General features: G+C 40.2%; 14 protein-coding genes. 10 read left to right on the top strand and 4 right to left on the bottom strand.

The annotated features are described in order from the left end of the window. Positions 1-7 precede the first annotated feature (7 nt). Both B7717_RS08505 and B7717_RS08500 read right to left on the bottom strand, forming a co-directional pair. Complete coding sequence (locus B7717_RS08505) at positions 8-967, bottom strand: ribose-phosphate diphosphokinase (RefSeq protein ID WP_001283843.1); 960 nt, start codon at positions 965-967, stop codon at positions 8-10. Between the two features lie 111 nt (positions 968-1,078). After that, positions 1,079-1,648 carry a CYTH domain-containing protein gene (locus B7717_RS08500; protein ID WP_000681306.1) on the bottom strand — a complete coding sequence of 190 codons (570 nt, stop codon included), beginning with the start codon at positions 1,646-1,648 and terminating at the stop codon, positions 1,079-1,081. Between the two features lie 128 nt (positions 1,649-1,776). Between B7717_RS08500 and B7717_RS08495 the strand changes: the two genes are divergently transcribed. From B7717_RS08495 to B7717_RS08455, 9 genes are all read left to right on the top strand, one after another. After that, on the top strand, positions 1,777-2,448 hold the full coding sequence (locus tag B7717_RS08495) for a GTP pyrophosphokinase (RefSeq protein ID WP_007516769.1): 672 nt from the start codon (positions 1,777-1,779) through the stop codon (positions 2,446-2,448). Then, positions 2,432-3,250 (top strand): NAD kinase, encoded by an 819-nt coding sequence (locus tag B7717_RS08490; RefSeq protein ID WP_000799063.1) that lies wholly within the window; start codon positions 2,432-2,434, stop codon positions 3,248-3,250. The genes B7717_RS08495 and B7717_RS08490 overlap by 17 nt, the downstream gene beginning before the upstream one ends. Continuing rightward, on the top strand, positions 3,247-4,143 hold the full coding sequence (locus B7717_RS08485; RefSeq protein ID WP_084944550.1) for an RluA family pseudouridine synthase: 897 nt from the start codon (positions 3,247-3,249) through the stop codon (positions 4,141-4,143). The genes B7717_RS08490 and B7717_RS08485 overlap by 4 nt, the downstream gene beginning before the upstream one ends. 43 nt (positions 4,144-4,186) lie before the next feature. Beyond that, a complete protein-coding gene (gene pta / locus B7717_RS08480; protein WP_049518760.1) occupies positions 4,187-5,161 on the top strand; it encodes a phosphate acetyltransferase in 975 nt (324 codons plus the stop codon). 82 nt (positions 5,162-5,243) lie between these two features. After that, positions 5,244-6,422, top strand: a complete 1,179-nt coding sequence (gene mutY / locus B7717_RS08475) for an A/G-specific adenine glycosylase (RefSeq protein WP_049520345.1) — start codon at positions 5,244-5,246, stop codon at positions 6,420-6,422. A gap of 56 nt (positions 6,423-6,478) precedes the next feature. Next, positions 6,479-7,186: a response regulator YycF gene (gene yycF, locus B7717_RS08470; protein ID WP_000722058.1), complete on the top strand. Its 708-nt coding sequence runs from the start codon at positions 6,479-6,481 to the stop codon at positions 7,184-7,186. Beyond that, complete coding sequence (gene vicK / locus B7717_RS08465; RefSeq protein ID WP_049520344.1) at positions 7,179-8,528, top strand: cell wall metabolism sensor histidine kinase VicK; 1,350 nt, start codon at positions 7,179-7,181, stop codon at positions 8,526-8,528. Before yycF ends, vicK begins: the two co-directional genes overlap by 8 nt. Before the next feature lies 1 nt (position 8,529). Beyond that, positions 8,530-9,339: an MBL fold metallo-hydrolase gene (locus B7717_RS08460; RefSeq protein WP_038806131.1), complete on the top strand. Its 810-nt coding sequence runs from the start codon at positions 8,530-8,532 to the stop codon at positions 9,337-9,339. An 86-nt stretch (positions 9,340-9,425) separates the two neighbouring features. Then, positions 9,426-10,199 (top strand): potassium channel family protein, encoded by a 774-nt coding sequence (locus B7717_RS08455; protein WP_049520343.1) that lies wholly within the window; start codon positions 9,426-9,428, stop codon positions 10,197-10,199. A 37-nt stretch (positions 10,200-10,236) separates the two neighbouring features. Here B7717_RS08455 and B7717_RS08450 read toward each other — a convergent pair whose 3' ends face one another. Both B7717_RS08450 and B7717_RS08445 read right to left on the bottom strand, forming a co-directional pair. Continuing rightward, entirely contained in the window at positions 10,237-10,584 is a 348-nt protein-coding gene (locus B7717_RS08450) for a thiol reductase thioredoxin (RefSeq protein WP_049520342.1), read from the bottom strand. A gap of 111 nt (positions 10,585-10,695) precedes the next feature. Further along, entirely contained in the window at positions 10,696-12,414 is a 1,719-nt protein-coding gene (locus B7717_RS08445; RefSeq protein WP_049520341.1) for a phospho-sugar mutase, read from the bottom strand. Between the two features lie 410 nt (positions 12,415-12,824). Here B7717_RS08445 and B7717_RS08440 point away from each other — a divergent pair, with 410 nt between their 5' ends. Beyond that, positions 12,825-13,979, top strand: coding sequence for a DUF4352 domain-containing protein (locus tag B7717_RS08440; RefSeq protein WP_084944549.1), 1,155 nt, complete (start codon positions 12,825-12,827; stop codon positions 13,977-13,979). Positions 13,980-14,025: the final 46 nt, after the last annotated feature.

The following is a 14,025-nucleotide window of genomic DNA, read 5'->3' as shown; positions in this document are numbered from 1 at the left end:
AATCACCTTATTTCTTTTTGTTGTAAGCAAAGAGTGGGCTGACTGGTTTTCTTTCATGGATGCGGACGATAGCATCTCCGATTAATTCGCTAGCAGTAATGTAACATACATTTTCTGGAGTTCTTTCTTTGGTCGCTACGGAGTCTGTCACAAGGATTTCCTTGATGTTTGTAGCATCAAGAAGATCTGCTGCCCCTTCAACAAATAAACCGTGACTAGATACTGCATAAATCTCAGTTGCGCCTTCACGTTCAACGATTTTGGCTGCTTCAGAGAAAGTACGACCAGTATTTAGGATATCGTCAATCAAGATAGCCTTCTTGCCTTCAACATCCCCAATGATATAGCCTTCGTTACGATCAGAATCGTCTTGGGCGTAGTCAATGATAGCGATAGGAGCATCAAGGTATTCAGCCAAACTACGTGCACGTTTAACACCAGAGTTCTTTGGACTGACAACAACAACATCAGAGCCAAGAAGTCCTTTATCACAGTAGTGCTTAGCAAATAGAGGAACAGTATAAAGATTATCTACAGGAATATCAAAGAAACCTTGGACCTGAACAGCGTGGAGGTCCAGCGTTAGAACACGGCTTACACCAGCTTTGACAAGCATATTGGCAACTAGTTTTGCAGTGAGGGGTTCGCGAGAAGAAGCGATACGATCCTGACGCGCATAACCAAAGTAAGGGAGGACAACGTTGATACTATGAGCACTTGCACGTACACAAGCGTCAACCATGATCAACAACTCCATCAAGTGGTTGCTAACAGGGTAGCTGGTTGACTGGATGATGTAGACGTCGTAACCACGGACACTTTCTTCAATGTTGACCTGGATTTCGCCGTCAGAAAATTGTCGAGAGGATAATTTCCCGAGAGGTACACCAACTGTATCCGCAATCTTTTGAGCGATTTCATGGTTAGAGTTTAGGGTGAAAAGTTTCATGTTGTTTCTATCTGACATTATAGACCGTCCTCTGTAAACTTTGTGAATCTTCTTTGAGAAAGTTTTGTTTTTCAAAGCCAGATTCTTTTATTTTTATCTTTTCTATTTTACCAAAAAAAGGAGATTATTTCAGCTTTTTTTCATGCTTTTAATAAAACGAATTAATTTTGAAGGAGCTTTCTGATAGGTTATCTGATTTTCATCTAAAAATCTCTGAAAATCTTCTTTCCCTTTTTCATGGTCGGTGACTTCAAGTTCGAGTTCATAGTCCGTCTGGTCAAAGTATTGACTTTCATCTAAGGCCATTAAGCCAATCTCAGTTTTCATTTCATAACGAAGGGTGGAAAGGCAACCTAGAACAAGCCAGTCATGGCTTTCGATGCCAATCTTAGAGAGCTTCTCTAGAACGAGACCCTGAGGTAGTTTTGGTTTTTCTAGGTACGATTCAGCTTCTGGAAGAGTTAGTTTCTGGTTGTATTCCATATTTCCTACAGTTTGAGGCACTTTTAAGGTCAATTCCGCCCAATCTGCAAAAGTGCGAATGCGCATGGCAACCTTCTTTTCACGCAATTGGAAATCTGGTGTGTCAATGTAGTAGTTCTTCTGAAGAACGGGTTGGATATGGGAAAACTGTTTTTTTAGATGATCATATTCCTCTTTTTTCAGAAGTGTTTTCAATTCTATTTCTAAATGTTTCATTTTTTCAACCTTTTCTATATCTTTGAAAGCGATTTATGGTATAATGGACAATGTATTTATTGTATACGAATGTACTGAAAAAATCAAAGATTTTCGACAGAGCAATCAAACATTACAAGGGAGAAAGTATGACCATAGAATGGGAAGAATTTTTAGATCCTTACATTCAGGCTGTTGGTGAATTGAAGATTAAACTTCGGGGAATTCGCAAACAGTATCGTAAGCAAAACAAGCATTCTCCGATTGAGTTTGTAACGGGTCGGGTAAAACCGATTGAAAGTATTAAAGAAAAAATGGCTCGTCGAGGAATTACTTATGCAACTTTAGAAAATGACTTGCAAGATATTGCTGGTTTACGTGTCATGGTCCAGTTTGTTGATGACGTCAAAGAGGTAGTTGAGATTCTACGTAAACGCCAAGATATGAGAATCGTTCAGGAACGAGATTATATCACTCATCGTAAGGCTTCGGGCTATCGTTCTTATCACGTGGTTGTCGAGTACACGGTTGATACGATCAACGGAGCTAAGACGATTTTGGCAGAAATTCAAATACGGACTTTAGCCATGAATTTCTGGGCTACGATTGAACACTCGCTCAATTATAAGTATCAGGGTGATTTTCCAGAAGAAATCAGGAAAAGACTGGAAATCACAGCGAAAATAGCCTATCAACTGGATGAAGAAATGGGTAAGATTCGTGACGATATCCAGGAAGCGCAGGCTCTCTTTGATCCATTGAGCAGAAAATTAAACGATGGTGTAGGAAATAGTGACGATACAGATGAAGAATACAGGTAAACGAGTTGACCTCATAGCAAATAGAAAACCTCAGAGTCAGAAGGTCTTGCATGAACTGAGGGAAAAACTCAAGAAACAACATTTTATACTGAACGATACCAATCCCGATATCGTCATTTCCATTGGTGGTGACGGGATGCTTTTGTCTGCCTTTCACAAGTATGAGAATCAGTTAGACAAGGTTCGATTTGTAGGTGTTCATACAGGGCATTTGGGATTTTACACAGATTATCGTGATTTTGAGCTGGATCAATTGGTGACCAATCTTTTACTAGATACTGGTGCCAAAGTTTCTTATCCGGTCTTGAATGTTAAGGTAACGCTTGAAAATGGAGAGGTGAAAATCTTCCGTGCTTTAAATGAAGCCAGCATCCGTCGATCAGACCGCACCATGGTTGCGGATATCATCATTAACCATGTTCCGTTCGAGCGATTTCGTGGAGATGGAGTGACTGTTTCAACGCCGACGGGAAGTACCGCCTACAACAAATCCTTGGGTGGAGCTGTCTTACATCCTACCATTGAAGCCTTGCAGTTGACGGAAATAGCAAGCCTTAATAATAGAGTCTATCGCACTTTGGGATCATCGATCATTATTCCCAAAAAAGATAAGATTGAACTTTTGCCGACACGCAATGATTACCATACGATATCAGTCGATAACAGCGTCTATTCCTTCCGTAATATCGAACGGATAGAGTATCAAATCGACCATCACAAGATTCACTTCGTAGCGACTCCAAGCCACACTAGTTTCTGGAATCGTGTTAAAGATGCCTTCATCGGCGAGGTGGATGAATGAGGTTCGAATTTACCGCAGATGAGCACGTCAAAGTCAAAAATTTCCTCAAGAAACATGAGGTTTCCAAGGGACTTTTGGCTAAGATTAAGTTTCGAGGCGGGGCTATACGGGTCAATGGCCAAGCTCAAAATGCGACCTATCTCTTAGATATTGGAGATAGAGTAACTATTGACATTCCTGCAGAGGAAGGGTTTGAGAGCCTTGAAGCTATTGATCGACCACTCGATATTTTATATGAGGATGACCATTTTCTGGTTTTGAATAAGCCTTATGGAGTAGCTTCCATCCCCAGTGTCAATCATTCCAATACCATTGCCAATTTTATCAAGGGCTACTATGTCAAGCAAAACTATGAAAATCAGCAAGTTCACATCGTGACTAGGCTTGATAGAGATACTTCTGGTTTGATGCTCTTTGCCAAGCACGGCTACGCTCATGCACGTTTAGACAAGCAACTGCAACGAAAGTCTATCGAAAAACGTTACTTTGCTTTGGTTAAAGGAGCTGGTGTCTTGGAGCCTGAAGGGGAGATTATCGCCCCGATTGCGCGTGATGTGGACTCCATTATCACGAGACGGGTTGCCAAAGGTGGGAAATACGCCCATACATCTTATAAAGTTATAGCGTCTTATGGAAATATTCACCTAGTCGATATTCGTCTGCATACTGGACGAACTCATCAGATACGAGTGCATTTTTCTCATATCGGTTTTCCTTTGTTGGGAGACGATCTCTATGGAGGCAGCCTAGACGACGGTATTCAGCGCCAGGCCTTGCATTGCCATTATTTATCTTTTTATCATCCTTTTCTAGAGCAAGATTTGCAACTAGAAAGCCCCTTACCGGATGATTTCAGCAATCTTATTACTCAGTTATCAACTAATACTCTTTAAAATCTATTTGGAGTATAATTTATTTTCTTAAAGGAGAAAACTCATGGAAGTTTTTGAAAGTCTCAAAGCCAACCTGGTTGGCAAAAATGCTCGTATCGTTCTCCCTGAAGGGGAAGAGCCACGTATTCTTCAAGCGACAAAACGCTTGGTAAAAGAAACAGAAGTGATTCCTGTTTTGCTTGGAAACCCTGAAAAAATTAAAATTTATCTCGAAATCGAGGGGATCATGGATGGTTATGAAGTGATTGATCCCCAACACTATCCTCAATTCGAAGAAATGGTTGCTGCCTTAGTAGAGCGTCGTAAGGGCAAAATGACTGAAGAAGAAGCGCGCAAAGTTTTGGTTGAAGATGTCAACTACTTTGGTGTGATGCTAGTCTACTTGGGCTTGGTTGACGGTATGGTATCTGGTGCGATTCACTCAACTGCCTCAACAGTTCGCCCAGCCCTTCAAATTATCAAAACTCGTCCAAATGTAACTCGTACTTCAGGTGCCTTCCTCATGGTACGTGGTACGGAACGTTACCTATTTGGTGACTGTGCCATTAACATCAATCCAGATGCAGAAGCCTTGGCTGAAATTGCCATCAACTCAGCAATTACAGCTAAGATGTTTGGTATTGAACCTAAAATTGCTATGCTAAGCTATTCTACTAAAGGTTCAGGATTTGGTGAAAGTGTTGATAAGGTAGTGGAAGCTACAAAAATTGCTCACGACTTGCGCCCTGACCTTGAGATTGATGGTGAATTGCAATTTGACGCTGCCTTTGTTCCTGAAACTGCAGCTCTTAAAGCTCCAGGAAGTAATGTAGCTGGTCAAGCAAATGTCTTTGTCTTCCCAGGTATCGAAGCAGGAAATATTGGGTACAAGATGGCAGAACGTCTCGGTGGTTTTGCGGCTGTCGGACCTGTTTTGCAAGGATTGAACAAACCAGTTAACGACCTTTCTCGTGGATGTAATGCAGATGATGTGTACAAGTTGACCCTTATCACAGCAGCTCAAGCAGTTCATCAATAAGATTTAGTCCTCTTTCCCATGGGAAGAGGCTTTTTAGTACTGAGAAAAGGACAGTTAGAAGCTTCTATGTTATACTAGACATATGTTAGATTTGAAAGAATACGATATCGTCATGTGGCCAGAGGAGAAGATCATTTCTTTTCGTGAGAAACTCCTTAATTGGTATGATGAAAACAAGCGAGAACTACCTTGGCGGAGAAGTAAAAATCCTTATCACATCTGGGTATCTGAAATCATGCTGCAGCAGACCAGGGTGGATACAGTTATTCCATATTACGAACGATTCTTGGACTGGTTTCCAACAGTTGAAAGTCTGGCCAATGCTCCTGAAGAGCGTTTGTTGAAGGCTTGGGAGGGATTAGGCTATTATTCTCGAGTGCGCAATATGCAGGCTGCAGCTCAGCAGATTATGACTGACTTTGGGGGGCAATTTCCAAATACCTATGAAGGAATATCTTGCCTGAAAGGGATTGGCCCTTACACTGCGGGAGCTATTTCCAGTATCGCTTTTAATTTGCCTGAGCCAGCGGTTGATGGCAATGTCATGCGGGTTTTGGCACGCTTGTTTGAGGTTAATCATGATATCGGAGTTCCCAGCAATCGCAAAATTTTTCAGGCAATGATGGAAATCTTGATTGACCCGAAACGACCAGGTGACTTTAACCAAGCTCTGATGGATTTAGGTTCTGACATAGAGGCTCCAGTTAATCCTCGACCAGAAGAAAGCCCTGTTAAGGACTTTAGCGCAGCCTATCAGAATGGCACCATGGGTCTTTATCCGATTAAAGAACCCAAGAAAAAGCCTCTGCCAATTTATCTCAAGGCCTTAGTTGTACGCAATGACCGTGGGCAATATTTACTAGAGAAAAACGAAAGCGAGAAACTACTAGCCGGTTTTTGGCACTTCCCATTGATTGAAGTTGATGATTTCTCAAGTGATGACGATCAGCTAGATCTCTTTTCGCAAGTCAAAGAGGAAAGCAGAGCATTTGGACCAAGCCCTCAAGAAAACTTTGAGCAAGATTATGATTTAGAAGTGAATTGGTCCCATCAAGTATTTGACCAGGTCAAGCATGTATTTAGTCATCGGAAATGGCACATTAAAATCCTAGCTGGTCAGGTGACAGAAACAAAACAGTTTTCGGACAGAGAAATTCGTTGGGTTTCTCCTCAGGAGTTTTCTGACTATCCACTTGCGAAACCTCAACAAAAAATTTGGCAGGCTTATAAAACAACTTTTGAAGATAAAGGCCTACAGTAGCCATTTGTGCCTTCTTTGCATTTTTTTGTTATAATAGATAGAGAAAAGGTGATAAAATGAAAAAAATATTAATTGTAGATGATGAGAAACCAATCTCAGATATTATTAAGTTTAATATGGCCAAGGAAGGTTATGAAGTTGTTACAGCCTTCAATGGTCGTGAGGCAATCGAGCTATTTGAAGCAGAGCAACCAGATATTATTATTCTCGACTTGATGCTACCTGAAATTGATGGTTTAGAAGTTGCTAAAGCTATTCGTAAGACTAGTAGCGTGCCGATTATCATGCTCTCAGCTAAGGATAGCGAGTTTGACAAGGTTATTGGTTTAGAGTTAGGTGCAGATGATTATGTTACAAAACCTTTCTCAAACCGTGAGTTGCAGGCTCGTGTCAAGGCTCTGCTTCGTCGTACAGACTTGGTTTCTGTGGATAGCCAAGAGTCTGACGAGAAGAAGACGCAACCTTTACAAATTGGTGATTTGGAAATCGTTCCAGATGCTTACGTGGCTAAGAAATATGGTGAGGAGTTAGATTTAACCCACCGTGAGTTTGAACTCTTGTATCACTTGGCTTCTCATATTGGACAAGTGATTACACGTGAACACTTGCTTGAGACTGTATGGGGTTATGACTATTTTGGTGATGTTCGTACGGTGGACGTGACCATTAGACGCTTGCGTGAAAAAATCGAAGATACACCAAGTCGCCCAGAGTACATTCTCACACGTCGTGGTGTTGGATACTATATGAGAAATAATGATTGAAGATATTAGACAAACTATTCTGAACAGCGATTTTATCTTTATCTTGATTTTACTTGGTTTTATCTTGGTGGTGACCTTGCTGTTACTGGAAAATCGTCGGGATAATATCCGTCTAAAGGAGATAAATCAAAAGGTTAAGGACTTGATTGCAGGTGATTATTCTCAAGTTTTGGACTTGCAAGGAAGTACAGAAATCACCAATATCACCAATAATCTGAACGATTTATCAGAAGTTATTCGTTTGACCCAAGAAAATCTGGAACAAGAGAGTAAACGATTGAACAGTATTCTTTCTTACATGACAGATGGCGTTCTTGCGACCAATCGCCGTGGCCAGATTACCATGATCAACGATATGGCCAAGAAACAGCTCGGTGTGCAGAAAGAAGATGTTCTGAATAAAAGCATCCTCGAATTGCTTAAGATAGAAGATGAGTATGAGCTGCGTGACCTGATTACACAGATTCCTGAGTTGACGATTGACTCCCAGGATGTAAATGGGGAATACCTAAGCCTTCGTGTACGTTTTGCTCTGGTTCGTCGTGAGTCAGGTTTCATCTCTGGTTTGGTTGCCGTTTTACATGATACAACTGAGCAGGAGAAGGAAGAGCGTGAGCGAAGACTCTTTGTTTCGAACGTGAGTCACGAGTTGCGAACTCCTTTGACCAGTGTTAAATCTTATCTTGAAGCCTTGGACGAGGGAGCTCTTTATGATCCTGTTGCTCCTGATTTTATCAAGGTTTCACTCGATGAAACCAACCGTATGATGCGGATGGTGACAGATCTCTTACATCTCTCTCGTATTGATAATGCGACAAGTCAGCTAGATGTGGAATTGATTAATTTTACTGCATTCATCACCTTTATTCTCAACCGATTTGATAAGATGAGAAGTCAGGATGACGAGAAAAAATATGAGCTTGTCAGAGATTACCCTATTAATTCAGTTTGGATCGAGATTGATACCGATAAGATGACTCAGGTGATTGATAATATTCTTAACAATGCCATCAAGTACTCACCAGATGGTGGCAAAATTACTGTCAGCATGAAGACCACAGATGACCAGATGATTTTATCCATCAAAGACCAAGGTCTAGGTATTCCAAAGCAAGATTTGCCGAAGATTTTTGACCGATTCTACCGTGTGGATCGTGCAAGAAGTCGGGCTCAAGGTGGAACTGGTCTAGGTCTGGCTATCGCAAAAGAAATCATCAAACAACACAATGGCTTTATTTGGGCAAAAAGTGAATACGGTAAGGGATCGACCTTTACCATTGTGCTCCCTTATGATAAGGATGCCGTAAAAGAAGAAATATGGGAGGACGAAATAGAAGACTAGAATGAGTGAAATAGGCTTTAAATACAGTATTTTAGCATCAGGTTCCAGTGGAAATTCCTTTTATCTGGAAACCCCAAAAAAGAAAATCCTAGTGGATGCAGGCTTGTCTGGTAAGAAGATTACCAGCTTGCTAGCTGAAATCAATCGCAAACCTGAAGATCTGGATGCGATTTTGATTACGCATGAGCATTCAGACCATATCCATGGGGTCGGTGTCTTGGCTCGTAAATATGGCATGGATCTTTACGCCAATGAAAAGACTTGGCAGGCTATGGAGAATAGTAAGTACCTCGGCAAGGTGGACTCTTCGCAGAAGCATATCTTTGAAATGGGCAAAACCAAAACCTTTGGTGATATCGACATTGAGAGTTTTGGTGTGAGCCATGATGCGGCAGCACCACAGTTTTACCGATTTATGAAAGACGACAAGAGCTTCGTTATGCTGACCGATACAGGTTATGTTAGTGACCGTATGGCAGGAATTGTTGAGAATGCTGACGGTTACCTCATCGAATCCAACCACGACGTGGAAATCTTACGAGCTGGATCTTATGCTTGGCGACTCAAGCAGCGTATCCTATCTGATCTCGGTCACCTTTCTAACGAAGACGGAGCTGAGGCCATGATTCGTGCTATGGGAAATCGAACCAAGAAAATCTACCTTGGCCACTTGTCCAAAGAGAACAATATCAAGGAGCTGGCTCATATGACCATGGTCAATCAGCTAGCCCAAGCTGATCTGGGAGTCGGAGTTGACTTTAAGGTTTACGACACTTCACCAGATACCGCAACACCATTGACAGATATATAAAAAGAAGGCGAGTGCCTTCTTTTATTCTGTGTTTTATCAGGAATTTAGTGTGGTATAATGATTAAAAAAACTAAAGGAGTAGCAGTGTGAAGAGAAAATGGCTATTAAAGGATTACTATGACACAACGATTATCATACTTGCATTGATATCAGTTGTCCTTGTCTTGCTTGGATTTGCTGAGATGATTGATTTGGATAATCCACCCTACAGTATTATTGATTTACTAATTTGGTTTGTTTTTGTGATAGATTATGGTTGGCGGTTCTTTTCAAGTAAAGAAAAATGGAGATTTATACTTGAAAATATCTTCGACTTGCTAGCTATCCTTCCTTTGAATGCTATTTTTACAGTATTTCGATTAGGGCGTATCTTCCGCTTAGCAAGGCTGACAAAATTACTGAAACTAACTCGTCTTTTAAGAGTCGTTGGATTGACTGGCAAGTTGGAAAAGAAGGTTGGAAAACTCTTACGAACAAATGGCTTACTTTATATTTTATATCTCAATTCCTTTATTGTACTGGTAGGTAGTTCAATTTTATCTGTTGTTGAAGAAAAATCATTCTCAGATAGTCTTTGGTGGGCGCTTGTGACTGTAACGACTGTTGGTTATGGAGATATTGTTCCTGCGTCGATTTTTGGGAAGTGGTTAGCTGTTTTACTAATGCTTGTTGGTATTGGCACAATAGGGATGTTAACGAGTGCTTTGACAAACTTTTTTGTAAAGGATAATCCGGATGATCAGATAAAATTTGATAAACTCCAAGACGAATTAATAACTCAAAGAATATTACTAGAGAAACAATCTGAGAAGATAGAAGAACTGCATAGAATGATACAAGACTTGCTTGAAAAAAAGTAATTTAGACCATACAAAAACCACTCGACGAGTGGTTTTTTTACAATCCAGCAAATTCCTTGATTTCTTGTGCTGACATGGAAGAGTCGCAACGGACATTGATTTGGCCATCTGCAATGTGAACAAATCCTGGTACGGTTGGAATTCCATAGCGTGAACGGAATTCTTGTAACTTATTGAGTTGGCTTGGTTCTTCACTGTTGATGAAGTAGATGTGGGCTTTGGTTTCATCTACGACACCTGCCAATGTGCCTGCAAATTTACGGCAGTAAGGGCAAGTTTTACGGCCAATAAAGAAGGTTGCTGTTTCTTTATTATCGAGTGTTTCTTGTGCACGCGCAACTGTAGTGACTTCAAGGTCTTTGATGTTTTCTAAAAATTGTTCCATGAGATTACCTCGCTTTCATTGATAAGTCTAGTATGCCATAAAGTTTCTAAAAATGCTTAGATTTGATACGAAAAAAAGATGAGATTGGTTGGTCTCATCTTTTATAATTTCTTATTTAACAAAAGCATTGATTTCTGCTTCGATGTTGGCAATCATAGCTTGTGAATCTTCATTACTTTCACCCACAACGGCAATGTAGAATTTGATTTTTGGTTCAGTACCAGAAGGGCGAACAGCAATCCATGAACCGTCAGCAAGTGTATATTTCAATACATCACTTGGAGGAGTTGTCAAGTTTGTAACAGTACCATCAGCAGCAGTAGCAGTTTGAGCCTTGAAGTCTTCTACGACAGTGATAGCTGTTGCGTTCCATTCTTTTGGAGCATTGTTACGGAACTTAGCCATGATTTCCTTGATTTGTTCTGCACCATCAACACCAGAAAGGGTCACAGAGATGGTCTTTTCAGCGTAGTATCCGTATTCTTTGTAGATTTCTTCGATACCGTCTGCAAGTGTCAAACCACGTGAACGGTAGTAGGCAGCAAGTTCAGCAACGACAAGAACAGCTTGGATAGCGTCTTTATCACGCACGAACGGTTTGATCAAGTAACCGAAGCTTTCTTCAAATCCCATCATGTAGGTGTGGTTGTGCTTTTCTTCGAATTCTTGAATCTTTTCAGCGATAAATTTGAAACCAGTCAAGACGTTGAACATAGTTGCGCCGTAGCTCTCAGCAATCTTCGTTACCAAGTCAGTTGATACGATTGATTTGCAGAGGGCTGCATTTTCAGGAAGAGTTCCAGCGTTTTTGTGGGCTTCCAAGATGTATTTAGCCATGATAGCACCGATTTGGTTACCTGAGAGGTTGAGGTAGCTGCCATCTTTTTGAAGAACTTCAACACCAACACGGTCAGCGTCAGGGTCAGTCGCGACAAGAACGTCTGCACCAACTTGACGACCAAGTTCTTCAGCAAGGGCAAAGGCTGCCTGGCTTTCTGGGTTTGGAGACTTAACAGTTGAGAAGTCAGGGTCAGCTGTTGCTTGCGCTTCAACGACTTGAACTGAGTCAAATCCTGCTTGGGCAAGAGCACGACGAGCCAACATTTCACCCGTACCATGAAGTGGTGTGTAGACAATCTTCATGTCTTTACCGAATTCTTCAATCAATGTTGGGTTGATGTTTACGTCCTTAACTTCTTTAAGATATTCAACATCGACAGCTTCGCCAATGACTTCAATCAAACCAGAAGCTTTTTCTGCTTCGACATCAGCAACTTCCACAGCGAATGGATTTTCGATTGCACGAATGTAAGTTGTCAAAGCATCTGCATCATGTGGAGGCATTTGTCCACCGTCTTCTCCATAAACCTTGTAACCGTTAAATGGAGCAGGGTTATGGCTAGCAGTAATCATGATACCTGCAAAACAGTTGAGGTGACGAACAGCGAATGAGAGTTCTGGAGTTGGACGGAGGCTTTCAAATACGTAAGATTTGATACCGTGTTTAGCAAGAACTGCCGCAGATTCAAAGGCAAACTCAGGTGAGAAGTGACGGCTATCGTAGGCAATTGCCACACCACGTTCTTTTTCATTTCCACCTTTTGATTCAATCAAACGAGCCAAACCTTCGGTAGCTTGACGAACAACGTAGATGTTGATGCGGTTTGTACCAGCACCGATCAAACCACGCATACCAGCAGTACCAAATTCAAGATTGGTATAAAAGGCATCTTCCTTAGTTTTTTCGTCCATATTTTCCAAATCTTGGCGAAGGTAGTCTGGAAGGTCAGCAAAATCGACCCATTTTTGATAATTTTCTTGGTAAGTCATAGAGTGTCTCCTTTGTTTATTTGCTTTAATCGCTTTCATTATATCACGATTTGACATTTTAGTAAAACGTTAGCATAACTTAAAATGTAGGAAATTAATTTTTGCACTTTAGCGGGAAAATGGTGGGGACTGTGCTTACTTATACTAAGTTAGGGATGAAAATTAATTATTAGATACTTTATAACATGAAAGTTTATAATTCATTTTGTAGGTTTGTTGAAGAAAAAAATCAAAAATATTGTTATATTCTATTCTTTTTATAAAGAATCCTTTAATGTCTCAAACGAACATATAGAAAAATTTAATGTAAAACTCTATAAATTTAAGATATTTTGAAAATATCTGGTTTCTGTTTTGATTTTTATTCTGCGTATGGTAAAATATAGTAAATCATTAAAGGAGAATCCATTATGAAAAAAATTCTTAAGCATTCTGCTTTGCTTTTGTCAGCTTTAGCACTTGTTGCCTGTGGAGCTCAAAAAAAAGCAAGCGACAATGGTACTGCCTCGAACTCAAACTTTGAAGTTTCTGTGAAAGATGGTATGTTTGTATTGCCTAAAGATGAAGATTCATCTTCAAGCTACCTTGCACTTCAAGTCGAAATCAAGAACAATCGTGATAAACAGTTTAGTTTTACTAGCCAAGATATTACGCTTTATAATGAAAAAGATGAAAAATTACAACCAATTCAAGTTTATGAAAGCGACAGTAAAACGAAATTTATGTCATATGGTGACAGTCTTTCTAAAGGAAAGAGCGTTGCTGGTTATGTAGTGTATGAAGTCGATAAGAATGCTAAGTATGAACTTCACTTTGCACCTAGCTTTTACGATGACATCAAAGAAAATTCTAAAAAGAATAACGATGTAGCAATCAAGGTGGATCCAAGTCAGTATGAAGACAATATTGATGAAGCGAAAGATGTAATGAAAAAATATGTCGATGCTGTTTACCTTAATGGGGAAAGTTCTGGTGGTGGAACGAACCTAAGTGCTACTGATAATAAGTCACAAGTTGTTGCGCTTGCTGATGATAAAAAATCTTCTGATAATAGTGCTGAATTCACAAACGATGCGAAAGCTGATAAAGAAGAGTTTATCAAGAAATTTACAGAATCGTTCGGAAAAGGCTTCTATAACTACAAACCGTCTGATTCAGAACTTAGAACATTCGCAGATGCTTACATCAAAGCAAATGCTAAGAGAGCAAAAGTTGATTACAAGGTGAAGACATACTTGCCAGACTATGCTGTTGTTTATGTTAGACCAGAAACAATCGACTTGGATAACTTGAATGTTTATGAATTGAGCCGTAAATTCTACGAAGAAAACAAAGGTAAATATAGCAACTACTCTGAAGCTATGAAAGCTGGTGAAAAATACATTTTAGAAAATGCACCAAGTCAATTTGATTCAACTCCTCTAGACACTAGTGATAACATGAAGAAAGAGGGTTATGAAATTAAAATGACTAAGAAAGATGGAAAATGGACCATCGATACCTCTTCTAAAAACTATGAATTGAAAGATATGGCTCGCACATTCCGTGGAGGCATTGGATACTAAGATGAAAGGTTCGAGTTTATGACTCGAACTTTTTTCGTTGCAATTG

This window comes from Streptococcus oralis subsp. oralis (genome assembly GCF_002096495.1).
GTDB classification, from domain to species: domain Bacteria; phylum Bacillota; class Bacilli; order Lactobacillales; family Streptococcaceae; genus Streptococcus; species Streptococcus oralis_CU.
The sequence above is the reverse complement of the archived record's forward strand: the minus strand, read 5'-3'. Positions and strand labels throughout refer to the sequence as shown.